This window comes from Lactobacillus psittaci DSM 15354, assembly GCF_000425905.1.
In the GTDB taxonomy this organism is placed as follows: Bacteria; Bacillota; Bacilli; order Lactobacillales; family Lactobacillaceae; genus Lactobacillus; species Lactobacillus psittaci.
This window is the reverse complement of record NZ_KE384474.1, coordinates 138,044-162,888: the sequence shown is the minus strand read 5'-3', so window position 1 is coordinate 162,888 and position 24,845 is coordinate 138,044. Positions and strand designations below refer to the sequence as shown.

The 24,845-nt window shown below is 34.6% G+C and carries 17 protein-coding genes; 2 read left to right on the top strand and 15 right to left on the bottom strand.

Annotated features, from left to right (window positions below):
* Positions 1-113 precede the first annotated feature (113 nt).
* From H628_RS0106945 to H628_RS0106905, 8 genes are all read right to left on the bottom strand, one after another.
* The gene (locus H628_RS0106945; protein WP_027825815.1) at positions 114-1,601 is read right to left on the bottom strand and encodes a hypothetical protein; all 1,488 of its coding nucleotides are present in this window, start codon (positions 1,599-1,601) and stop codon (positions 114-116) included.
* 97 nt (positions 1,602-1,698) lie between these two features.
* Positions 1,699-3,570: a DEAD/DEAH box helicase gene (locus tag H628_RS0106940; RefSeq protein ID WP_027825814.1), complete on the bottom strand. Its 1,872-nt coding sequence runs from the start codon at positions 3,568-3,570 to the stop codon at positions 1,699-1,701.
* On the bottom strand, positions 3,560-4,870 hold the full coding sequence (locus tag H628_RS0106935; RefSeq protein WP_027825813.1) for a ParB N-terminal domain-containing protein: 1,311 nt from the start codon (positions 4,868-4,870) through the stop codon (positions 3,560-3,562). The genes H628_RS0106940 and H628_RS0106935 overlap by 11 nt, the downstream gene beginning before the upstream one ends.
* On the bottom strand, positions 4,870-7,854 hold the full coding sequence (locus H628_RS0106930) for a type III restriction-modification system endonuclease (RefSeq protein ID WP_027825812.1): 2,985 nt from the start codon (positions 7,852-7,854) through the stop codon (positions 4,870-4,872). The genes H628_RS0106935 and H628_RS0106930 overlap by 1 nt, the downstream gene beginning before the upstream one ends.
* A 1-nt stretch (position 7,855) precedes the next feature.
* Positions 7,856-9,541 carry a site-specific DNA-methyltransferase gene (locus tag H628_RS0106925; protein ID WP_027825811.1) on the bottom strand — a complete coding sequence of 562 codons (1,686 nt, stop codon included), beginning with the start codon at positions 9,539-9,541 and terminating at the stop codon, positions 7,856-7,858.
* Between the two features lie 248 nt (positions 9,542-9,789).
* Positions 9,790-11,772, bottom strand: a complete 1,983-nt coding sequence (locus tag H628_RS0106915) for a site-specific DNA-methyltransferase (protein ID WP_027825810.1) — start codon at positions 11,770-11,772, stop codon at positions 9,790-9,792.
* A 204-nt stretch (positions 11,773-11,976) separates the two neighbouring features.
* Positions 11,977-13,242 carry an AbiH family protein gene (locus H628_RS0106910; protein ID WP_027825809.1) on the bottom strand — a complete coding sequence of 422 codons (1,266 nt, stop codon included), beginning with the start codon at positions 13,240-13,242 and terminating at the stop codon, positions 11,977-11,979.
* 32 nt (positions 13,243-13,274) lie between these two features.
* Complete coding sequence (locus H628_RS0106905; RefSeq protein WP_027825808.1) at positions 13,275-14,285, bottom strand: protein NO VEIN domain-containing protein; 1,011 nt, start codon at positions 14,283-14,285, stop codon at positions 13,275-13,277.
* Positions 14,286-14,421: 136 nt separating this feature from the next.
* Between H628_RS0106905 and H628_RS0106900 the strand changes: the two genes are divergently transcribed.
* A complete protein-coding gene (locus tag H628_RS0106900) occupies positions 14,422-15,093 on the top strand; it encodes a hypothetical protein (RefSeq protein WP_027825807.1) in 672 nt (223 codons plus the stop codon).
* 67 nt (positions 15,094-15,160) lie between these two features.
* Here H628_RS0106900 and H628_RS0106895 read toward each other — a convergent pair whose 3' ends face one another.
* From H628_RS0106895 to H628_RS0106870, 6 genes are all read right to left on the bottom strand, one after another.
* Positions 15,161-16,726 (bottom strand): ATP-binding cassette domain-containing protein, encoded by a 1,566-nt coding sequence (locus H628_RS0106895; protein ID WP_027825806.1) that lies wholly within the window; start codon positions 16,724-16,726, stop codon positions 15,161-15,163.
* Positions 16,727-16,814: 88 nt separating this feature from the next.
* Positions 16,815-17,648 carry a helix-turn-helix domain-containing protein gene (locus tag H628_RS0106890; RefSeq protein WP_027825805.1) on the bottom strand — a complete coding sequence of 278 codons (834 nt, stop codon included), beginning with the start codon at positions 17,646-17,648 and terminating at the stop codon, positions 16,815-16,817.
* A 176-nt stretch (positions 17,649-17,824) separates the two neighbouring features.
* Positions 17,825-18,670, bottom strand: a complete 846-nt coding sequence (locus H628_RS0106885) for an Rpn family recombination-promoting nuclease/putative transposase (protein WP_027825804.1) — start codon at positions 18,668-18,670, stop codon at positions 17,825-17,827.
* A gap of 122 nt (positions 18,671-18,792) precedes the next feature.
* Complete coding sequence (gene groL, locus H628_RS0106880) at positions 18,793-20,418, bottom strand: chaperonin GroEL (RefSeq protein WP_027825803.1); 1,626 nt, start codon at positions 20,416-20,418, stop codon at positions 18,793-18,795.
* 50 nt (positions 20,419-20,468) lie between these two features.
* Positions 20,469-20,753, bottom strand: a complete 285-nt coding sequence (groES, locus tag H628_RS0106875) for a co-chaperone GroES (RefSeq protein ID WP_006588230.1) — start codon at positions 20,751-20,753, stop codon at positions 20,469-20,471.
* A 182-nt stretch (positions 20,754-20,935) separates the two neighbouring features.
* Positions 20,936-21,577 carry a redox-sensing transcriptional repressor Rex gene (locus H628_RS0106870; protein WP_027825802.1) on the bottom strand — a complete coding sequence of 214 codons (642 nt, stop codon included), beginning with the start codon at positions 21,575-21,577 and terminating at the stop codon, positions 20,936-20,938.
* Positions 21,578-21,748: 171 nt separating this feature from the next.
* Between H628_RS0106870 and H628_RS0106865 the strand changes: the two genes are divergently transcribed.
* The gene (locus H628_RS0106865; protein WP_027825801.1) at positions 21,749-23,659 is read left to right on the top strand and encodes an ABC-F family ATP-binding cassette domain-containing protein; all 1,911 of its coding nucleotides are present in this window, start codon (positions 21,749-21,751) and stop codon (positions 23,657-23,659) included.
* 69 nt (positions 23,660-23,728) lie between these two features.
* Here H628_RS0106865 and H628_RS0106860 read toward each other — a convergent pair whose 3' ends face one another.
* Positions 23,729-24,838, bottom strand: coding sequence for an ABC transporter ATP-binding protein (locus H628_RS0106860; protein ID WP_027825800.1), 1,110 nt, complete (start codon positions 24,836-24,838; stop codon positions 23,729-23,731).
* Positions 24,839-24,845: the final 7 nt, after the last annotated feature.

Here is a 24,845-nt window from a genome sequence, read left to right as displayed (position 1 = left end):
ATTTTGCCACTTCATAATATTTCATTCTCCTTATGTAAAGAGCTCAGCGCCTCGTAGGCTACCAAGCATGATCCGTAACTATATTTTAGCAAGAGCACTTTATTAGTGTAAATTTAATTATTTTGATTTTCTCTTTTAGATTCCTGATGACATTGTTTCAAAATTTCTAAAAACTTTTGGGTTAAATATAAATATAATTTTCTATTGCTGTATTTATTATCCCAACGATCATCATTTAATAATTCAATTAAGGAATTACATCTCTTCACAATTCGGTTATAATACCCGATTTTAATAAAATAAAAAGCATAAATCTTAAAACTCTCGATATCTCTTCTTTCCTGCTCCTGTTTAAGTCTACTTTCTTCAACCATTACAGGAGTGGTTGAAATTATTTTATATTTATCCGGCGCACTTAATAACTGTTCTCCCAAATGTTGATTTTCATCACTTGTCACCCCAGGTAGAAGTAAGAAGTTCATCATTAATAGATACAATTTTAAAACAACAACCGCATTAGAATCTGGGAATAAATTATATATTGCGCTATCATTCGAAATTACATCAAGATTTTGAAGCTCTTTGAAAAAGAGGTCTAAAAGCAAGTATAGATTTCTATTATCTGATTTCAAACCACTAGATGTTATTTTCAACTCTTCAACAGAGCCTAAATTACTTTTAGCATTTAATTGTGCGGTCACATAATATCGATAAAGTATCTTTAACTTTCCCTCATTATTCTTACTCTCTGACAATTCATTATTTAATTTTGATATCACTCTCATAAAATAGAATGAATCCATAGTTGTTGACGTTTTTAATGACGTAATATAATCTTTTTGCATTTTCAGCAAATTAAACCAACCACTTAATGCAGTACGATTCCTTAGTTCTTCTTTAAAGCAAAGGTACAGATACTTTTCATTTATCTGCGAATCCTTTGTTCCTTTATTCAACTGTAATTTATCGAAATATGCCCTTATTTGAAAGACAAACGAGTTAAACCAATATTCATCCAATTCTGCAAATCTTTTACTTGCAATAATTAGCATATTATAAAAATTATCAATATAGATATTATCGCTATCAACTGTTCTATTAGTTAATGATGCATATTTCAAGAAAACAATCCAATATTCTAACTGTTTATCCGGCTTAACTTTTGTATTTGTTAACAAATACACTCCCTTTTTATCATAACGCTTATCAGGCCTTATATCAGTTTTGAATAGGAAGGTAGATAGATAAAGAAATCTAAACGTCCAGATACAGCTAATGCAAAACACTAAAATAAAAAATATCCTTATTTTATATAATGAAATCATTTCTTTCTTGAATTGTTCAATTGCTTGTCCAATTAATCCACAAAAGAAAATTGAAATTATAAAAGCAGCGGTTAAAGCAACGATTTGTTTGGGCTGGGCCATTATTTTATTTTTTTGTAAACTTATCCAACTAGATTCTTCTTTACTATCTATTCCCCATGAAGTCCAAGCGCTAATTATTATAGGAATGGACAAAGTTCCAATTATGCTAACTAGCGTGTTCATAAAATCAACAGAAAATACATCATTAATAAGTTTTAAAACAGATAAAAACATTTAATAGCACCACCTTAAGTTCTAGGAATAACATAAATCCATTTTGGGGCGTAACCTCAAATAAAAGACCAGTAAAAACTGGCCTTTTATTTTAAATTTATCTATCCATAACAATCTTCTTAACTTCTTCGAGATAATCATCAGTATATTCAGGAACAAGCATCTTACCATCTATCGCATCAATCATGACTTGTTCTTTTTCTTTTAATCGCTCATACACTTTTTCATCAATAAAACTTGCATGAGCAGTATCTCCTTCAGTCATCAAATAATGATATCTAGTATATTGATCTGCTGGAAGTCCCAAACGATTAATTCTATCACGTGACTGCAACATAAATGTTAAGTTGAAATTATATTCAAAATAAATTGCATCGTGAACGGTTTGGTGCAATGAAATGGATTCTCCTAAAGTATTTGGATTAGATACTAATACCTGAACATCACCATGTCTAAATTGCTCAATTAATCCATCCCGCATTTCCTTAGGAGTTCCACCATAAATTAAAATAGATTTGATACCCGCTTTATTTAAAGTATCAGTAATCTTTTCCATCGTACCAACAAACATCCCCCAGATTAATACCTTTTTACCTTGGGATGTTAGCTCTTTTACTAACTTGATCCCTCTCTCAAATTTCGGAGAGCTCATTTTTTCAAGCTTAAATTTCCGATAATTGTCAGCGTTACTGATATTTTGTCGTTCAATCTTAGTCTTACTTTCATCCCATTCTTTAGACTCACCTTCGGTTAATCCAAGATCTTGGTAATTGATGTTATATCTCAATAAGCTTGGATTGGTTGATGCCTGTAACAAACGAATATAAAGAGCCAAAGCTCCATTTTCATGCTCATAAATTGATTCAGCAAGTGCCACTTGATCTTCACTTGGTACATTTTTATAAATTATATCTGGATCAGGCTTTGGAACTTCGAGATCCTCTTTATTTGTTCGCCAAAAAAATGGAGCTAATTTTTCATTTACCGATTCGGCATCAATATGACTTAAATCATTCAAACTCCAAGCAAAAAACGATGAATATTCATCTGGATACATAATATGCAAGAAATTAAATATATCTTGATAACCATTCGGAATTGGTGTACCTGTTAAAACATAACGATAATATGGCTTCTTGCTCAAGTTTAGAGCAGCTTTTGCTCTTTGACCATGAACACCTTTAATTCTATGGACTTCGTCAAAAACTAACATAGTTTTTTCATCGACTAAACGATTGATCAAATCTTTATTTTTGGCAAGTGATTCATAATTAATAATTGCCAAATTAATATTTGGCCATGCAAACTCGATTGCACCAGAATTGTTATCAAATTGACTGGCTCTGAAGTTTAATACCTTGAGCTGTCTCTTATCACCAAATACTTCTTTAAATTCACTTTGCCAAGCATAAAAGGCGTTCAAAGGGCAAACAACTAGCATTTTGTCTACTTCATTTTTCTCTGGACTTGAAAGATATGCAAATGCACCATAGGTCATAGCCGTCTTGCCCGCACCAGGAACAGAAAAATTAGCAGCTCTTTTCATAACACTTAAGAAAAAACTAGCCTTTTCTTGTTCTGGCTTTAATGGACGACTTACTTCATTAGCAACTATTCGCTTAAACTCTTCGAATTCTTTTTGCCATCTTGGATTGCCGTCTTTGATCATAATTCCAGCATCACGTTGCTCTTTAATAGCATATTTACGCTGATCAACAAAGTCATTGAAATCTTGACTTGTTTCAACTAAGGGGAGATTTTTCTTGGCGAGTTTTTTGTTTAGTTTATCAATCAAGGTTAACATCTGAACATAATTTAATTCTGCTTTAAAAACCATTGCGTCTTCATCTTCAAAATAAGGAGCGAATGTCTTAATTACTCTTTGTGCAGCTCTTGTTTGTAAAGTTTGAGCTTCATCATCCACTAATTGAAATTGACCAGTTTCAGTTTCGATAACTTTAGGATTCATCTAATTCTTCACCATATTTTTCAAACAACTTCTTGGCTAAAATTGCTAAATCACGCATACTATACTGCAATTTTTGAATTTGATCACGATCAAATTGACTATAAGTAAGATTAGTCTTCAATCCACCATTTTGCTCAAGTTCTTTCAATAATGAAACAGCATCTGAAACATCTGAAACCAATGCTTCTGCGGTTTCTTGCTTGTTAGATTCTCTTAATTGCCGATCGAACTTTTCACCAACTTGATCAAATTGATCATTTACTTCTTTCATTGCATTTGAAAGATCAGTCAAATTATTAATTGTTTGATCGTTTAAAGTATCTTCAATGTCATCAACATGATCACTCATGTCGTCATTAAAGTCTTCATTTTTATCTGAATCAACAATTTTTTTGACATAATCTCTCATTTTATAAGCTAGAGTACTTTGATTGCTCGTAGCTCCAACTTTGATTTCATAAAGAATCAAGGCAAAATAAGTTCTAATAGTTTCATTTTTTTCGACTTCACTATCTAAGTCATCACCAAAGATTTTGCCACTCTCAAGTTTTCTAGCCATTTCAACAAAAAGAGAATACGTCTTAGAATCTTTGATAATTGAGAAGTTATTTTGATCTGCACCTATAAATTCCAAGAACTTGCGCATATAAATAGCAGCATCAAGGATTTGTTTTGCTTCTTTAATTTTCATATTGGCATCAGAAGCATAATCCTCAATTGACATCATCTTATTTTCACCAGAAGTTGTGTTATAAACATCAAGTGCTAAGTCAACTGGATTATAAGATTGCCGCTCTTCAATTCCCATTTGAATAGCAATTTCAAGCTTTTTAATCTTAATTCGATCAGTTTGTGCATCAAAAGTAAATGGCAAAATAACCGCTTCATAATAATAGGTCTTGCCAGTTTCTTTCTGCAAATTTCTAAGTGCTGTAAAACGACGATTACCATCAATAATCCGGCCATCATCTAGAACATAACCAAATAACTTTTGACCATTCTTTTTGATAGATGCTTGGGTTTGCTTTAAAGCTGCTTTATTATCAGCTTCAATCAGTTCAGCAATTTGATCGTTATATGAAGGATCAATTCTATCAGAAACAGGATCCATAGTCATTGCGAGCCTTTGCATCCCTGTCGCAATACGGCCATTTTTATCATTATAAAATAGTAAATCTAGCGGAATTCGATATACATATAAATTTTCTTCATTTATTCCATCTATCTTAACTGGCAGTTTAGGCTTAGCACCTGTTTTTTCAATTTGACCACTTTCAACTAATTGCATCAGTGATGTCATTAATTAATCTCCTCACTATCTTCCACTTCTTGAAGTTTATTTCTAAAGTCATCTTCACTTGTAGCCATCTTATAGTAGACATTACTATTCTTTAATTGATCAAAGTAATTCTTTTGAATTGACGTAATCACTTCATCATCTTTACGCATATTTTCAGCTTTAGTTTCTACTACAAGATAAGAATTCTGACCATCTTCTCGTTCAATTACAAAAATAAAGTCAGGGGTAGTAGTTCCCTTGTCATATCTTGGGATCTTAATTGCACTCTTAGGTAATTTACCAAAAGCAATGATCTTATCATCATATGTACGCTTTAAAATTTTCAATTCTGGATCAGTACTATCAAAGCGAAGAGGTGGACGATCGTACAAATATTTATCATCTTCAACCGCATTATCAGAATAAATTCCTAAGGCAGTCGCTGGAACAGTATCAACAAATTCTTGCTTTTGAGAATTGTAAATAGACGTATTACTGTAAAAGTCTAACTTTTGATAATGATAGTTTTCCTTTAACACTTCATTGAATCGCTTGTTAAAGTCTCTAATTAAGTTGGCTAAAGTTTTTTCATTGATATATTTCTTTTGATTATTAAAACGCGCCATAGCATCAATCATCAAGTTATTTATCAAATTAACTGATAAGTTAGTACTTACTGCTAATTGCTTAAGGAATTTACCATAAGCTAGAGTGTAATATCCAGAATTATAATCTTGGCGAGTATCACGAATTTCGACTTTAGTTTTATCTTGTCCAGATCTAATTTCTTGGTGAATGATTTCACGTGAATGAATTACAAAATTATCATCATTTCTGAACACTTCTTTAGCAATTGAAGCGGCTTGCTCATTCATACCATCGCTGTAAACGATCATTTGTCTACGAGCTAATTGTTGCCAAAGATCTTTTAACATATCCCAATTACTCTTGCGAAGCTTAATTCTAGTTGGATCGATTTTAGCTGCTTTCATATCTCTTACTGTACCTTCAACAATATGAGTCTTGTGTTCAACAGCAGGATAGAGTTTCATAAATGCGTCATAACCTGACATTTCTTCATTATCAACTGTTACTCTATCTTCAAAATTATGATCGAAGTCAATTACTCCTAGCTTACCAAGTTTGTTAAGTAAATCTTTCTTAGAATAGTCAGGATTATCTTTTTGTATTTCCTTAACTGCTAAATCCACCATATCATCAGTAAGTTTAGTCTTATCGATTTTAATTCGTACGTCGCTGTTAATTTCTCCAACTAATTTACTGGCGAATTCTTCTTCATCAAAACTGATTAAGAAAGATAAACGACTTTGCCATTCTTCTTGTGGAAGTCGGTGACCATTTTCATCAACTGGTAAACGCAAACCACGACCTACTTCTTGAATCTTACTATTTTCTGAACCTGAAGAACGTAACTTAGCAATTACGAATACATTAGGATTATCCCAACCTTCACGCAAAGTCCATTTAGAGAATAAGAATCTTCTGGTAATCCAATTACCATTTTTATCCTTAAAACTTAAAAGCTTCTCTTTGTTCTTAAGAATATCATCTACTTGCTTTTGGATCTCTTCATCACTATTAGCATTATCTTCACTAAAATAACCAGCATATACATCTTGATTATCTGAATTTAGGCTCTTTAAAGTTGCTTTCAAAAATGAGGCATACTCTTTTTCACGATCAGAAATTGCAAATTCTGCTTCTTCGATTTCATCCTTCAACTTTTTAGTTAAGATCTTTTCAAAATGTTCAGCTAACCAGCCTTTACCATTGCCATCTTTTGATCCTCTAAAACTGTAGATACTATCAATAAAGAATAATGAAAGTGTCTTTATCTTTGGTGCATTATTTGGTCTTAAAAAGTTAGCTTTCTCAGCCTTAAAGTGCTTATCAATTGCTTCTGTAATAATTTGATCCTGATAAGAAGTTGAATATATCCCTGGGATTAACTTCATATCTTTTTCAAGAGCTAAACCATTTGACAGCAAGTGATCAGAACTACCTTCATAGGTAATAGAACCAGCAAATTCAGGATCAATATCTGCTAAATTTTCACCATTTTTAATGGTATATTCTTTTCCATCCTTAGTCAGAGTTAACTCACGTGGTTTAGCAGATTTAACTTTATAAAGATTACTTGCTTCTTCTTTTGAAAGATCTGGATAGTCAATATCAATTCCTTTAACTAATCCCTGATTGAAACTATCAATCGCATTCAAATCAAATTGAGGTTCACCACGATAGTAATCCCGTTTAACTACTTTATTCTTTCCCCTACCTTCAGTAATTTCTGGGAAAGTAGCCCCAAATCTAACAATCCATTGTGGCTTGAGTTCTTCAATCATTTTGTAGAACTTCTTATCTCTAGGAAAGCGGTGAGGTTCATCAATTATAACTACTGGTCTTGTAGCCGCAATTGCCTTTAAAGGACAAGTTTCACCACCAAGCAAAGTTTGGTCATAATCAGATGACTTCATGTTCTTAGAATTAAGCATCCCTGCATTAATTAAAAGCACTTGAATCTGATTAACATTTTGTCTAGTTGCTTCTACAAATTCAGATAATTGAGCAGGGAAATTTTTTCTACCTGAGCGACTATTAAAGTCCCCCTTATTAATTACGTTAAGTTGAACACTTGTATTTTCATAAAATTCAGAAAAGTGTTGCTTAGCATAATCACTAGTAATAAAGCTACGAGTACCTTCCTTAATACTTGGAGAAGGTACAACTATAATGAACTTAAATAAGCCATGTTGTTTATGTAGTTCATACATCATTCTGGTATAAACATAAGTTTTACCAGTACCTGTTTCCATTTTTATATCAATATTATTCTTTTCTTGATATCTACCTTTAATTAAAGGATTTGCATAAATATAGTTAGCATCAGGATCATCACTATACTTATCAATTCCTGGGAATTTCTTATTAATTGCCTCTAATGCCCGAGTTTGATGAGGCAATGTTTCAAGTTTTATTCTCATTCTAATACCTCTTGATTAAGTTTACATTTGCATCCAATTGTTTAAGCGCATTTTCAAGTTCACGTAATTCAGCAATATTGAATGAATAGCCAAATAATACGATAGATTGAATTGCTAATTGATTAGTGCCTAGTAAATTGATTAAGGTCTTAGTATTTTCTGCAGTCCAGCCATCTTTAATTAAGTAAAGACGGTTATTTTCTACAATATGAGCAATATAATCATTTATCTTCAGTTCTTTTATATCAGCATCAAAGCTATAACCATCAGCTGCAAGCCAAGTAGTAAGAACAGTTTCTTCTCCTGTAGTATTTCCAGGGAGATTTAATTTTTCACTAGAGAAGTTATCTAACATATTGTTAAACAAGTCAATTGCATTTGGATCAAAGTCATCGATTTCTTTTAGAGTTTGGGTATTTGGCTTCACAACACGGTAGTGTTTAAAACTTCCATCAAAGTTTTCAGGTAAATCTGATCCTTTTTCTTCTTTAATTTTGACAGCTGCACGGCGAATACGTTCACGGGAAATTTCGTCAATTGAACGGAAGCCCGCATCATAAGCAGCTTTACCACCCTTAGTTGGAACTTCTTTGCCATCTTTGTTTGTAGTGTAGGTCTTTTCTGGTAACTGCACCATGATGAACTTACGATTTCCGCCATCTTCTGCGTTAAGTTGCATTACAGCATCGGCTGTCGTTGAGGAGCCGGCAAAGAAGTCGAGGATAATCGATTCTTTTGAAGTAACAGCTTCTAGCAACTTCTTTAATAAAACTACCGGTTTAGGGTAGGAAAATAAAGCATTACCAAAAAGGGCTTCAAAATCAACTCTTCCTTGAGTTGTACTTCCATAATTTAAAATGGAATTTAAATATATAGTACGTCTTTCATCTAATGGAATTATTAAGCGTGGCTGTTTATGTCCATCACTTCCCCAATAAATCAAATTTTCATTAATTAGGGCATCAATTTTTTCTTTATTCCATTTCCATTGTCTAGTAAAACTATCTCCTGAAGGATTAGTTATAGTAAAGAAATTAGGATGGTTTTTATTTTCCACACTTTGATTTACTGCTAAATTAGCAGTAACTAATTCTTTTTCTCTTCCTTTAAGTGCTTCATGTATCTGATTAAATTTAGTTTCAGCTTTAAATTTATAAGCTATTAATACATATTCGTGTGAGCCTTTAAATCGATTTACAGCTTTTAAGCTACCACTACTTCCTTCAGATTCCTTATTCCAGATCATTGTATCAATTTCGCTTTCACCAAAAATATCTGAAAGTAACTGATAAAGATTTGATTGCTCATTGTCGTCAATCGATACAAGAACAACACCTACACTTGCTAAAAGTTTCTTAGCTAAAACTAATCTCGGATACATAAAAGTCAACCATGCTGAATGACTTGAACTCCCTTGAATACTTTTCATTCGTTCAACTTCATCGGCATCTAGTCCAAACATTTCTTTAAGTTGACTATCTGTATAATCAAAGTTATCTGGATAAACAAAGTCTCCATTCCCTGTATTATATGGAGGATCAATATAAATCACGTCAATTTTACCAGTGTAGTTTGCTTGCAAGTGGCGTAAAACTTCTAAGTTATCTCCTGTAAAGAACAGATTCTTACTGTCTTTACCTTCACCATTGTTTTGTTTTTCATCTGGAACAATTACACTAGTTGGCAATTCCCCAGCTTGTCGACGTGCATAATCTTTACCAATAAAGTTGAGCTGATACCCATCTTTTAATTCTTTAACACCGTTGCTTCTGAGTGCAGACTTGAACTTCTCGTAATCAAAGCCGGCTGTACCCCCCCCCGAAAAATTCAGGTAGCTTTTCTCTTAATTCTTTTTCAAAAGCAGAAGTTGGAGTTACTTCTTGATTATATTGCTCATTATCCTTAATCATACTAATCTCCTCTATAAACTTAGTCTTAATATCTCTTTACTAAGTTTATATTAGAATCGAGTTGTTTCAAACCCGTTTCTAACTCTTTTAGCTCTGCAATATTGAATGAATATCCAAAAATCACAACTGTTTGAATTGTTAATTGATTGGTACCAAGTTTATTAAGAAGATCTTGTGTGTTTTTACTAGTCCAATTTGGTGCAATTAAATATAAGCGAGTTTCATCAACAATTGTTCCTTGATAACCAGCAAGATCTATTTTATTAATAGGTGCATCGAATTGATATCCATCTTTAGCTAACCAAGTTGTTATAACTGTATCTTCACCCTTAGCATTTCCTTGAACATCAAGATTTTTGCTAGAGAAATTGTCCAACATGTTGTTAAACAAGTCCGTATTATTAGGATCAAAGTCATTAATCTCATCTAACGTCTTTTGCTGTGGCTTTACAACATAATAATGCTTGAAGCTTCCATCAAAATCTTTAGATAAGGTTAGTTCATTTTCTTCTTTAATCTTAGCTGCTGCTCGACGAATACGTTCACGAGAAATTTCATCGATTGAGCGGAAGCCTGCTTTATATGCCGCTTCTGTCCCTTTAGCTGGTACCTCTTCTCCATTTTTTTTAAAACTATAAGTCTTTTGAGGTAACTGTACCATAATAAATTTGCGATTTTCGCCATCTTCAATATTCAATCTCAATGTAGCTTCTGCTGTGGTTGATGAGCCAGCAAAAAAATCTAAAATTAATGGTGATTTTACATCAACCAAGTTCAAAAGAAATTCAATTAATTCCACAGGTTTTGGATTACTAAACAACCCCTTCTTTTTTAACAAATCGGCCAAATGAACTGTACCATTTTTATTTGGATATTTTTCTAACCAAGCTTTCTCAACTTGATATTTTGTTTGATCTTCTAAAGGATTTTTATAAATTTTCCTTTTTAGATTTCTCCCATCATACTCAATAAATTTTTCATTATCTTTTTCAAATTTTTCTGGTTTCCACATCCATCTACCGTCTAATCCATTAACTTGGCTTGGGAAAATAGTTTTTATTACATCTTCCTTAAATCTTATGGTAAGGCGTCCATCTTTAGTTAAATATATAGGATAGTACATATTAGGCCTTGCCATTCTTGTTGCATCAGAACCTGAAGCCTGAAATTGTCCCAACCTATATTCTCCATATTTATCAGAAAGTGGATATTCTTTTACTCCTACAACTTTCTTTCTAAATTTAACAATGTTTTTGGAATAAATTAAAACATAGTCATTTAATTTACGTAATTCAGAATCCGATCTAGTGGCCGCGGCGCCGGCGCCTGTCTTTCTAGGAGCTATGCAGATATATTGTTTTTCACCGAATATTTCATCCATCATTAATTTTGCATTAGATAATTCATTATCATCTATACTCATAAAGAAACACCCTTTATTTGATAATAAATGTCTAGCTAAGAAGATTCTAGGATACATAAATGTCAACCATGCTGAATGACTTGAACTTCCTTGAATACTTTTCATTCGTTCAACTTCATCTTCATCTAAACCAAACATTTCTTTCAATTGACTATCTGAATATTCAAAATCATCTGGATATGTAAAGCCATCTCCTCCTGTATTATACGGAGGATCAATATAAATTATGTCAATTTTTCCTGTATAATTTGCTTGCAAATGACGTAAGACTTCTAAGTTATCTCCTGTAAAGAACAGATTCTTACTATCTTTCCCCTCACCATTATTTTGTTCTTCATCTGGAACAATTACACTAGTTGGCAGTTCTCCAGCTTGTCGACGCGCATAGTCCTTACCGATAAAGTTGAGTTGATATCCATCTTTTAATTCTTCAACATTATGCTCTTTTAATGCTTGCTTGAACTTTTCGTAGTCGAAGTGGTCCGTACCCCCCCCGAAAAATTCTGGCAATTTTTCTTTTAATTCATTCAAGAATGCAGTATTGGCTTTTACATTCTCATTGTAATTTTCATTATCCTTGATCATTTATCTTCTCCTATAAAACACCAAAATATAAGATCATTATAGCAATAGCAGATCTTACTTGTACAATCACAAATAAAAAGATCAAGATATCCATAATAAGAAAATCTTGATCTCAATATTTTAAAATATACTTTTTTGTGACTGATAACTTGTTAAATTATCAATATGATTCTCTTTTCAAGAAACGCCCCACTCACCTTGAAGCTATTTACTTGGAATTAAACTAAGTCTATTTTCTAAATTTAACTTAGTAACAATATTAGCACCATGTGTATCACTCAAAGTTTTTCCATAATTCATAAGTAATTTATACAAACTTTTAATAGCCATCTGCCGATTTATCAACTTCTCTGCTTCACTTTTACCAGAGTAATAATAATATTCCAATTTACAGTTAGAGAAATAAAGATCATTTTCATCAAATAATGCTTCAAAGTACGAATAATCGGCTTCACCTAAAGAATGCCCATAAATTGAAATCACATCTGTATTTGTGTATCCGTTCGAAGCTCTTACTTCGTTGATTCCATTTTCTATTACCCTATACTCTTTAGTAAAGGATATTCGAAAGTCATTTCCTTCAACTTGAGACACAATATCATGGTTATCAATTCCAAAAACAGGAGCAGGATAATATGGGGTCTTTTCATGATGAGCAATTCCATGTATATTAGACCAAGATTTCAATCTCATATCATCTATTTTACTATCTAAAGTATTTTTGAACTCCTCATCCAATGAGTAGTTAAAGCTTAATACATCTACTCGTTCTCCTGACGCATTTTTATTGCGTTTATTGCACTTAGAAATATTTTCATATAAGTCAATCGCATTCTTAACATATCCGTCATCTGCACAATCTAAATTAATTTGACTAGAAATAAATTTGCTAAAAACGTCTTCGAATTTTTTTAATTCACTTAACAACTCTGCAGCTACTTCTTCAGAAGTGTTTTTCCCTACATACGAAAGGTAATAAATAATTTCTTTAAATAATTTTCTACCACTTAATGAACGCGTGCCAATCGTAATTTCATCTTTATAAGATACCTTAGGACTATACTTCTCATTTAAAGCCATTGATACCACTTCAAAGATAATTGATTCTACATCCTGCCATTCATAAGATGTTACTTCCTTACCTACACAAGCTTGAGCAAATAAAAAGAATAAATCCCATCTTGTGATATCACTATCTTTTGAAATATATTTATCTTTATAATGTTTAAAATAATCGCTGTCATGATTTTCTTGTGGATTAAAATTCAGACTACTTTTTACATTTGAGATAACAAATAATATTTGGTCCCTTTTTTTAGACAAAATATCATCTAATTCTTCAATAGATTTTATATTCTCTTTACCTTTACCAAATAATGTTTTAAATCTATCCAAGAAAAAATCAGAATAAGAACTTTTTAATCCGCAATGAATATCAAAACCATTTCCTAGTACAATCAGTCGTTTCAATATTTTTCCTCCTTTTATAACTTTAAAACTCTCTACTTCTTTTCTCGATTCAATTCAACTCTGACTCTAGTTGGCACCTGAACAAAATTCTTATTATCACATAAGTTCTGATATATTGCTATATCAGCATAAGCTAAATGATTTCTATCCAAGTTAAATACTCTAAAGACTTCAAAATCTTCTGGTTTTCGTGCTAATAATTTCAATTCCACAGAATTCAAAGAAAACTTGTCCACATAACTAGCAATTGTCGTCTTAACTACCACAATTTTTCTTTTACCATCCCTATCAAAATACCTGATATCGCCGGCAGATTTACCATCTATAATTTCTGGTCGTTTACTTCCAGTCTCTACTGCTTTTTTACATAACCAGCGATAGACCAATTCTTTTCCAAGTTGACCAGCTACAATTTCATTTTTGGCAAAACTAAGATCATTAGCTATTTTTTCAGTATGACAGACAAATTGGTGCTCCTGATTCATCTGATAAATTGTAAGTGTCATCATTGAAGAAATAGTTTCAGCTGAAAATGTAGCCTTAGGTGAGAAAGCCTTTACAAGTGGTTTTACCAAATGATTTGCAGTTAGATTTTGAAAATCTCTTTCACTAATCTCCTGCATCCCATACTGATTCCAAAAATGGCTCCATTTTCCGGGCACTTTTTTCTTCTTGCTTTCCCACGTCATCTGCTCTAATCCAGGATCTCCTTGCATAATTGGATGATCAAAAATAAAGGCATTTGTAATTTTAGCAACTACATTCTTTTCATTATCTGGTTCACTGATCGCTGAAATTATTCCACCACCATCAAACTTGAATTTTCCTTCTTTAGTGGTAGAAGTTGTTCTGCGATATAAAAAGACAGAGCCTACTTTTAACTTATTATATCGACCAACATTATATGAATATTCAATGTAATCTTTATCCGCATCAGCAAAATGATTAGTCTTTTCTCCGGCAGTATCTAAAATGTAGTATCCTGTCGGATAAACTTTTTGACTATTAAGAAATTCAGCTACAGTAACTTTATTTTGATCCAATATTTACGCTTCCTTGTGCTTAGATACCTATAATTATATCCAACAACTACGCACTTCTCCACCATCCCTGCACATTGCCTGCACGCATTTTTCCGCTATAATAAAATCATAGTTTCAAACCACATGGAGGGAATATATGAATACTAAAAATAAAAAAGTGTGGCTAATTGTTGGTATTGTAGTAGGCATACTTTTGTATGTTTTTCACTCTACAAAAGCCATCGTTACCCATCAATCTAGCACCATTAGTTCTAGCAAGGTTGAAAAGAAGTCTACCAATTCTTCAACCAAGTCTACCCAAAAAGCTAGCTCAAGCACTTCGAAAGCTGCCAAAAAGACTGACCCAGCAACTGCTGCTTTAGCAAAATACAAGGTCGGTAACCTCAGCCAAACAGTTAGTGGTCATCAGGCCTTTGATCCACAAAATATCAACGCAGATCAATTTGGTGCTTTCGTCTTACTATATGCTGCAGGCAAGTTGCCAAATAGCTTTTACAACCAGATTTTAACCACTAGTAACAAGACTAACTACCTCAATGTCGCTGGTGGCCCTGACGATAAAGATAAATCAAAATCCAAGTTTTCAATTACTGCTGAACAAACAGATGCTTCTTATGGTTACTTTGTCAGTGGCGACACTATTCAACTTTTCAAGTCAGTTGGCCAAAATCCGCTTGAGCCTGAATACAAGATTTTAGGTCAAGCTAACGTTAAGCAAATCATTGTTTATGTTGCTGAACACTACTCAGATGCCCAAGTTAAGACTTACGTCAATCGCGTCAACAACACTCAAGGTTTAACCCAATAATTATGCAAAAAAACGACCTCACATAGGTGTTCCTATGACTGAGGCCGTTTTTCTTTCTAAATTTTTCCTACATATATTTACTAAAGTCCACTACTTGGTCATACTTAGCCAAGCTTTCACTATCATAGTGGTGGTTAATTTCAATGAAGGTCAAGTCTGAATTAAGCAAGTAATTTTCAACATCAGCTGCGGTCTTCTTATCAAGTGAAGCGTTAATTTCATCTAATAGTAAAACTGGTCGCTTAGCTAAAATCGCCCGCGCAAGGCCAATTCTTGATAGTTGCCCACCTGAGAGCTGATCGGCATTATCACCTAACTGATAGTCAAAGCCCTTCTCCCGAACCAAGTCACCTAAGTCAAGTTGCTCGCACACTGCTCTTACTTCACTTTCAGCTAGCTCAGCACCTAAGGTCAGATTGAACCAGAGACTTTCAGGAAAGATGATAGCCTTTTGACTAGCGTAACTGAATAAGTTGCTGAAGCTGCCAGCTTTCACACTCGAGTTATCAAGCTTAATTTCATCTGCGCTCCCGAAGTCACCATATAACAAGAATTGGAGCAGCGTCGACTTTCCTGAACCTGATGGTCCAATGACGGCAAGCTTTTCACCTTTATTCAAAGTAAAGCTAATCCCGTTTGCCAACTTATTACCTTGCCGGCTCAAGTTAATATCTTTAACTGCTAAGCTACTAAAGTCAGAAATTGCAGCTTTTTCAACCTTTTGACCTTGAGCTGACAACTGCTTAATTTTTTCAACGATATCCTTGGTGGTTGTTAAGTTATTCCGTTCACTCAAAATTTGTAAGATTGGGTTAACGAAGGAGTTCGATAATTGAATAATCGCAAATAAAGCGCCAAGAGTTGTTTGGCCTTGAATGACCAGCACCACCCCAATTGCAAACGGTACAAGAAAGGTGCCGCCAATTGCAATAATGTTCAAGAAAGCATTGGTATTATCTTTTGCTAGGTTCATCTTGGCAAGCTTATCTTCAAGATTGTCAACAGTGACTCGATTTTGCGCAACTGCTGCATTTCTTTTATTGAATAAACTGAAAACTTCAGTCCCAGCTAACAAGTGCTTAGTCTGGTTAACGTACTTGTCGTTGGCCTTAGTCCAAGCAACGGAGCTAGTTTGAATTTGCTTTTGGAAGATGTTTGACACAACTGCTGGCAGACTAGCACCAACTAAGAAGACCAGTGTCAGCATCCAGTTGAGGTAGAGCGAATAACCTAGAGCCAGCACGACTGTATATGAATAGAACAAGATTTGAATCTCGGCTTCATAGCGATTAGTCTCAAGGAGCTTGAAGTCATTGGTCAAAAAGCCCAAGTTCGCACTATCTTCATGTTTACTAGTAAGCATCCCCTTAAGCACGCTAGTCCTAAGCTTAATATTAGTAGTTTTAATCGCGTCAGCCTTCAAATAATTAAAAATTAAATTAGAAATCAAGACTACCGTTAAGATGACCACTAGCTGAATGAATAGCTGAGGCAATGCTGAGAATTCTTTCTTAGTAGCCATATTGGTTAAGCTACCGACCATGTAGGCCATAATAATATTTTCGGTACTATAGATTAAGCCAAAAAAGTTAAGCCAAAAGAACTTGAACTTTGAATAGTTTTGGTAGATCATGGCTCTCCCTCCGTTTTTGTTTTCTTATTTTTAATTAATAATATCATGTAATTCAAACAAAATAAAAAAGTGTCGAAATTGACACTTTTTATCTTGCTAAATAGCGTGTTAAGTCTTCCATGCCATTATCATTCAAAAATTGGCGAATTTGATTAGCTTTTTCTTTATTGCCAGACAGTAACATTTGAAAATAGTTAGCATAAATTTTAGTCAAACAATTTTTAGGTGATGAATCCAGCTCGCTTAACCAGGAAAATGTCAGAGAAAGTGCCGCTCCTTTAGTGATTTTTCTATTATATGAATAAGCTAAATAGTTAATCAGAATTGAAGATACTATTTCTCGATTTCTAGAAGTTAACTTATCTGGCTTATTTCTAGTTACTATTGCTTTGATAATTGCGCTTAATTCATCATTCTTAAAAAACGAAAGCGAAACTGACAACAGAGTCAAACTCAACTCATCCCAATTATCTGAATTAAACATCAGCTGTTTAACTTCTCTGATTGTTTCGTCATCAATCTTTTCTGGACCATATTTTAATCCTTGATAAAGTAGTTTTGCTTCGACTCGAAGCCCCCTAGCCAGCCGATTATTTTGACTATTTGGGAATTTATCTATTGCATCAATAACTTTCAAAAGCCCATCAGTATCTTTTTGATAATAAGCATTTCCCACTAACCTGTGTAAATTATCAAAGTTACTTTTTCCGAAGGTGTTTTTTTCAAAATTAAATTCCTCAAAGAAGTCCTGAATTCTAATGCCATGCAAATTGAGGATATCAATTAAATCTCGCGCATTAATTTCATGAATCCCACGCTCTATCTTAGAATAATAAGACTTAGTCAAAATATCTCCCGCCATTTCACTTTGGCTGAGATTCAACTTCTTCCGTGTAATTTTCAATGCTTCCCCAATTTCCATAGCTATCCCTCCCGGTATTTAAGTTAAGTATATCATCACGATATCTTTTTCACCTGATAATTGTATACAAAAAGCTGGTAAATCAGCATGGGCTAACTTACCAGTTTCTTATTTTGGAGAATATTTTTCAGCAAGCTTTATTTCTTTGCTGTTCTCATAAGATTTCTCCTTGTAGCTTACTTCAAATTCTGATGGATTATTTCTCGAATTTCACCATCACTGAGGCTGAAGTCTGGACCAACCGAATCTTTGATTGCTGAATATACTTCTGCTTCACTTATTTTAGGTTGCGTACGTTTAAAGAATGTTACGAAAGCTATTACCGTATTCTGATCTTTTCTACGTGCTTCTTGTCTAGTTGCTACAGCAATTTCTTCCTTCATTCGTAATTCTGCTGTTCTCATAAGATTTCTCCTTTTTGGATCATCATTATACTCTTGAATTTTTGTCTGAATTTCTTTAAAAACTCCTGTTGCTTCTATTTTATCATCGTTCATCAACTTTTGGAGATTTAACAAATCGGTGTCGCCATTTCCGCTACCCTTTGAATTAATGATGATATTCTCAGCATTGTTTTTTAGCTGAATACTCTTATCTTCATCGTCATACAAGTGAAAACTATACCGTAGCTTGCCCCTGCCAAACGGATCAAAGGCACACAAGAAAATTAAATAAGTACGTGATAATGAAGTGTACGGTTCGCCTCTATCTAAAGTATCCCTATCCATCGACGACTGATAATATCGCATCCGTGGCCCAATATCGTGATTGTTGTTTACCTGCATCTCGACGTCATACAAATTCCCTACCTTGTCTTTGACTGCAATATCGAGCCTGATAGACTTACTTCGCTTATCACTCTTAGTACCCAATTCTTTTTGCGCATCAACACTTTCTATCGACACCACATTCACATCTGGTAGCGCTGCCTGAATAATCGCCTTACAAAAGCGCTTATTTTGCATAATACTGCCAAAAATCTCATCATTTGTAAAGCCATAGTACTTTTGCTCTTCTAGCATTCATTTTCCTCCTATATTTTTCCTTATATTTATAAATACGAAAATAAATGCCAAAATTTTCTGCAAAATAAAAAGCCCTAGAACTTCTATGTCCTAGAGCTTTAAAATTATAAGCTAGATTTTTACATCATGCCGCCCATACCTGCAGCTGGGTTAGCAGGTGCAGCTGGCTTTTCTTCTGGAATTTCAGCAACTACAGCTTCAGTAGTTAAGAGTAATGCAGCGATTGATGCAGCATTTTGCAAAGCTGAACGAGTTACCTTGGTTGGGTCGATAATTCCGGCCTTAACCATGTTTTCCCACTTGTCAGTTGCAGCGTTGTAACCAACTTCTGGATCAGCACTCATTAAGTGGTCTAAGATAACTGAGCCATCTTTACCAGCATTTTCAGCGATTTGACGAACTGGTGCGCTAAGTGCACGTAAAACGATGTTAATACCAGTTTGTTCATCTTCATTGTCGCTAGTAAGCTTAGTGATAGCCTTCTTAACGTCTACTAAGGCAGTACCACCACCAGCAACGTAACCTTCTTCAACTGCGGCACGAGTTGAGTTCAAGGCATCTTCGATTCTGTACTTACGTTCCTTCAATTCAGTTTCAGTAGCAGCACCAACCTTGATTACGGCAACACCACCAGCAAGTTTAGCAAGACGTTCTTGTAACTTTTCTTTGTCAAAGTCACTAGTTGAGTTTTCAATTTCTTTTCTAATTGAGTCAACTCTTTCAGCAATAGCTTCCTTAGTACCAGCACCTTCAACAATAGTAGTTGAGTCCTTAGTTACAGTTACCTTACCAGCTTGACCTAATTGATCAATCTTAGTGTCCTTAAGTTCTAAGCCTAAGTCTTCGGTAATTACAGTACCACCAGTTAAAGCAGCAATATCTTGTAATTGAGCCTTACGACGGTCACCAAAGCCAGGAGCCTTAACAGCAACAACGTTGAAAGTACCACGAATCTTGTTCAAAACAAGAGTTGGTAAAGCTTCACCTTCAACATCATCAGCAATGATAAGTAATGACTTACCTTGTTGTACGATTTCTTGAAGTAATGGCAAGATATCTTGAATGTTAGAAATCTTCTTATCAGTAATCAAGATGTATGGGTTATCAAGGTCTGCTTCCATCTTGTCGTTGTCAGTTACCATGTATTGTGAAAGGTAACCACGGTCAAATTGCATCCCTTCAACTACTGAAAGTTCAGTGTTAACACCCTTTGATTCTTCAATTGAGATAACACCATCGTGACCAACCTTTTCCATAGCGTCAGCAATCAAGTTACCTACTTCTTCTGAAGCACTTGATACGCTAGCTACTTGGGCAATTTCATCACGACCAGAAACCTTGTGGCTAATCTTGTGTAATTCATCAACAGCAGCCTTAGTTGCCTTTTCAATCCCGCGACGAATACCAACTGGGTTAGCACCAGCAGTTACGTTCTTCATACCTTCGTTAACGATAGCTTGAGTTAAAACAGTAGCAGTAGTAGTACCGTCACCAGCAATATCGTTAGTCTTTTGAGCAACTTCGCTAACAAGCTTAGCACCCATGTTTTCGAAGTGGTCCTTAAGTTCAATTGCCTTCGCAATAGTTACACCGTCATTAGTAATTTCTGGTGCACCGTAGCTCTTTTCAAGAACAACGTTGCGACCCTTAGGTCCTAATGTAGTCTTAACAGTGTCAGCTAACTTATCAACACCCTTTAAAAGTGAGCGTCTTGCTTTTTCATCAAATTTAATATCTTTTGCCATAACGCCTAACTCCTTTTCGTTTTAGTTTGAATTTTTAGTTAATAGTCAAATTATTTTACGATTGCTAAAATGTCTTTTTCATGAAGGACCAAGTATTCTTCACCATCGTACTTAACATTAGTGCCAGAGTACTTGTCGTATACTACGCGGTCGCCTTCCTTAACAGTCATTGGCAAAACCTTACCTTCGCTAGTAACTAAGCCATTACCAACAGCAACCACTTCACCTTCAGTTGGCTTTTGTTTAGCATTTGAAGCAAGGACGATACCGCCAACAGTTTCTTCTTCTTCTTTTTTAACTTTTACGATCACGCGATCACCAATAGGTTGTAACACGTTTAGTCCCTCCTATATTTAATTCTTGTCTTTATTTTTAGCACTCTTAATTTCTAAGTGCTAACTTACAATGCTTATAATAATATGTTTTTCTTCTCGATGCAAGCAAAAAATAGCACTTTTTTCATTTGAGTGCTAATTTTATTTTTACGCAACAAAAAAGCAACTAATTGCTTAGTTGCTTAATCATCTAACTTCTTATCAGCTTCAAGAAAGTAGACTAAAGTTTGTAGTTCTGTTGCCAAATCGACATTTTGAATCCGCACACCAGCTGGAGCAGAAATTCTAACCGGAGTAAAGTTCATAATTCCTTTAACACCAGCTTGGACAATTTCATTAGCAGTCTTTTGGGCATTACCTTGTGGCACAGTCAAAATTGCGATTGAAATCTGTTGTTCGCGAATCTGTTCTACCATATCCTTCATATCATAAACCGGTACTCCGCTAAGAATACGACCAGTTAATTCTGGATTAATATCAAAGGCACAAGAGATTCTAATATTATTGCTTCGCTTAAAGTTGTAGTTAAGTAAAGCATGTCCCAAGTTACCAACACCAATTAAGGCGACATTAGTCAAAGTATCTTGGTTCAAAATCTTTTTAAAGAAAGTAAGTAAGCTCTTAACATCATAACCATAGCCACGTTTACCTAGCGCACCAAAGTATGAAAAATCACGCCGAATAGAAGCACTATCTACTTGAACCGCTTCAGATAATTCAGTTGATGATACTTTATCCTTGCCTTCTTCATTTAATAAAATCAAATACCGATAATAAAGTGGCAATCTTCTTGCGGTTGCTTTAGGAATTTTAATCTTATCCATGCTTACTGTGCTCCTTTTCTACATCCATAAAAGAATGTGAAAATTATTTCATGAATATCATACCTATAAATGTGTTTATATTGCAAGTAATTTTCACAAATTAAAAAAGCTGATTCCAAGTGCTACTTAGATTCTAGCAGCTATGGTAAAATATTTCACAGGTGAATTTATATGATTATTGCACAAGGACATGACCTCGAAAAACAATTCGGGGCAACTACATTATTTAAAGATATTAACTTTTCAATTGAAAATAATGCCCGTATCGGCCTAGTCGGACCTAATGGTGTCGGCAAGACCACTTTACTTAAGATTATGACGGGTGAAGAAGAATCAACTAAGGGTGAATTTACTGTTAATAAAGACATCGATGTTGGCTACATCGCCCAGGAAAACGCCCTTGATGAAAGTAAAAGCATCTGGGAGGAAATGTTAACAGTCTTTAAGCCGTTAATTGCTCAAGGTGAGAACTTAACCAGAATGCAAGCTCAAATTGCAGACCATCCTGAAGATAGCGACTTACTTAAACGCTATGATCAAATGCAATTTGATTTTGAACAAAATGGCGGCTACACTTACCAAGCTGATATTAAAAGTGTGCTGAATGGTTTTAACTTTCCAAGTGCTACTTGGGATAAACAAATTGGCTCTTTATCTGGTGGTGAAAAGACTAGACTTAGTTTTGTTAAATTGCTACTTAAAAAGCCAGACCTACTTTTGCTTGACGAACCTACTAACTATCTTGACTTAGATACTTTAGATTGGCTCGAAGGCTTTTTGAAAAACTATACTGGTGCCATCTTAACCGTCTCTCACGACCAATATTTCTTAGACCATTTGGCCAATCAAATCTTTGAAATGCGGTATGGCAAATTGACCGTCTTTAAAGGAGACTATACTCACTACTTAGCAGAGCGTGAATTACGTGATGCTCAACAAGAAGCCGCTTATGAAAAGCAACAAGAAGAAATTAAAGCTGCCGAAGACTTTATTCAAAAGAACTTGGTTCGTGCTTCTACCACTAAGCGGGCTCAAAGTCGGCGTAAGCAATTAGAAAAACTAGAGCGAATTGACCCACCTAAGCATAGTGGCAAGGTCAAGATTAACTTTAAGGCTGACCGCCCTTCTGGTAAAGAAGTCTTGATTGCCCAAGACTTAACTATTGGTTATCCTGACAAGACCATGGTCAAAGATATTTCCTTCCAAGTTAACAAAGGCGACCGTGTGGCAATTATTGGACCTAATGGGATTGGTAAGTCTACTTTACTTAAGACCATTATGAAAAAACTCGCAATTAAGTCTGGTTCAATTAAGTACGGGGCTAGTTTAGATATTGGATATTACGACCAAGAACTCCAAGGGCTCGACTATAAGAAGACTGTGATTGACACCATCTGGGACCGTCACAAGTCAATGCCTGAAAAAGATGTCCGTTCAATTTTAGCTAGTTTTCTTTTTACTGCTAAAGACATCGATAAGGTTGTTGGTCAATTATCAGGTGGTCAAAGGGCTCGGCTAACTTTAACAGTTTTAGCCTTAGAACATGATAATTTCTTAATCATGGACGAACCTACCAACCACTTAGATATTGAAGCCAAAGAAGTGCTAGAACAAGCTTTAAGTAAGTTCGATGGGACACTTTTATTTGTATCTCACGACCGTTACTTCATTAATCAACTTGCTAATAAGATTATTTCTGTTAGAGCTGGCCAAGCAAAAATATACGAAGGTAACTATGAATATTACCTCGCAGAAAAGAACAAGCCAGTCAACCAAGTCACTACTGTTGAAACTGAAGCAAGTCCTAAAGTTAGCGAAAACAAGCTTTCTTACCAAGAACAAAAGAAGCTTGATTCCCAAAAACGTAAACTTCAAAGAAAAGTTGATGATTTAGAAGCAAAAATTGACGAATTAGAACAAAAAGAAAATGATATTCAAACTGAAATGGCAAATCCAGAAATTGCTTCTAACTTTGATAAGTTAGGGCCCCTGCAAGAGGACTTATCAAAAGTTCAAGCTGAGCTTGAACAGGCAACTAATGATTGGGAACAAGCAGTAAATGATTTAGATAATTTTGCATAAACAAAAAGGCGCCTGGTGGCGTCTTTTTTGGTAGTATAGATAAATCTATCTTCGCTATCTCATTTTGCTTTAGTCAATTGTCAATTCAGTTTCTGCATCAAAGAAGTGAGCCTTATTCATTTCAAAGCCCATCTTAATCTTGCTACCGGGCTTGGTAAAGTCACGAGCGTCAACGCGAGAAACTAATTCACTTGTACCAACTTTAGTATAGAGCTGAGTTTCAGCACCTAATAATTCAGATACAGTTACAGTTGCTGTGACAACAGTTTCTGGAAAGGCTTCTAAGAAGACTTCTTCAGTATGGACATCTTCAGGACGAATACCAAAGATAATTTCTTTGTTGTCATAGCCTTTTTCTTTAAGTACCTTTAACTTACCTTCTGGGACTGGAATAGCAAAGTCTTGGTTATCTTTATCAACAATCTTGCCATCTTTCAAAATGACATGGAAGAAGTTCATCGCTGGTGACCCAATGAAACCGGCAACAAAGACATTAGCTGGCTTATTGTAGACTTCTAAGGGACTGCCAACTTGTTGAATTTTACCATCTTTCAAAACTACAATTCTATCAGCTAAAGTCATTGCTTCAGTTTGGTCGTGAGTAACATAAATTGTTGTTGTCTTCAAATCTTGGTGCAGCTTAGCAATTTCTGCTCTCATTGATACTCTAAGTTTAGCATCTAAGTTACTTAAAGGTTCATCCATCAAAAAGATTGGTGCATCCCGCACGATGGCCCGCCCCAGTGCTACACGCTGACGTTGACCACCTGATAAAGCTGCTGGCTTTCGATCAAGCAAATGTGCTAGTCCTAAGACTTCTGCAGCATTTTTAACTTTTTTGTCGATATCTTCTTTTGAATAATGCCGCAACTTTAAGCCAAAAGCCATATTGTCATAAACACTCATATGTGGATACAAGGCATAATTTTGAAAAACCATCGCAATTTGGCGATCTTTTGGAGCAACATCATTCATGACCTTACCGCCAATTTTTAGCGTCCCTTTTGAAATTTCTTCAAGTCCAGCAATCATTCTCAAAGTGGTTGATTTACCACAACCAGAAGGCCCAACAAACACAATAAATTCATGATCATTGATGTGCAAATTGAAGTCAGTTACTGAATAATCACTTGCATTATCATATTTTTTATATACGTGATCTAAATCTACTTTAACCATTTTTTAT

Coding starts and splice junctions, on each gene's coding strand:
- H628_RS0106945 (WP_027825815.1), bottom strand. CDS start 1,601: ATGTTTTTATCTGTTTTAAAACTTATTAATGATGTATTTTCTGTTGAT.
- H628_RS0106940 (WP_027825814.1), bottom strand. CDS start 3,570: ATGAATCCTAAAGTTATCGAAACTGAAACTGGTCAATTTCAATTAGTG.
- H628_RS0106935 (WP_027825813.1), bottom strand. CDS start 4,870: ATGACATCACTGATGCAATTAGTTGAAAGTGGTCAAATTGAAAAAACA.
- H628_RS0106930 (WP_027825812.1), bottom strand. CDS start 7,854: ATGAGAATAAAACTTGAAACATTGCCTCATCAAACTCGGGCATTAGAG.
- H628_RS0106915 (WP_027825810.1), bottom strand. CDS start 11,772: ATGATCAAGGATAATGAAAATTACAATGAGAATGTAAAAGCCAATACT.
- H628_RS0106900 (WP_027825807.1), top strand. CDS start 14,422: ATGAATACTAAAAATAAAAAAGTGTGGCTAATTGTTGGTATTGTAGTA.
- H628_RS0106895 (WP_027825806.1), bottom strand. CDS start 16,726: ATGATCTACCAAAACTATTCAAAGTTCAAGTTCTTTTGGCTTAACTTT.
- H628_RS0106890 (WP_027825805.1), bottom strand. CDS start 17,648: ATGGAAATTGGGGAAGCATTGAAAATTACACGGAAGAAGTTGAATCTC.
- H628_RS0106885 (WP_027825804.1), bottom strand. CDS start 18,670: ATGCTAGAAGAGCAAAAGTACTATGGCTTTACAAATGATGAGATTTTT.
- groL (WP_027825803.1), bottom strand. CDS start 20,418: ATGGCAAAAGATATTAAATTTGATGAAAAAGCAAGACGCTCACTTTTA.
- H628_RS0106870 (WP_027825802.1), bottom strand. CDS start 21,577: ATGGATAAGATTAAAATTCCTAAAGCAACCGCAAGAAGATTGCCACTT.
- H628_RS0106865 (WP_027825801.1), top strand. CDS start 21,749: ATGATTATTGCACAAGGACATGACCTCGAAAAACAATTCGGGGCAACT.
- H628_RS0106860 (WP_027825800.1), bottom strand. CDS start 24,838: ATGGTTAAAGTAGATTTAGATCACGTATATAAAAAATATGATAATGCA.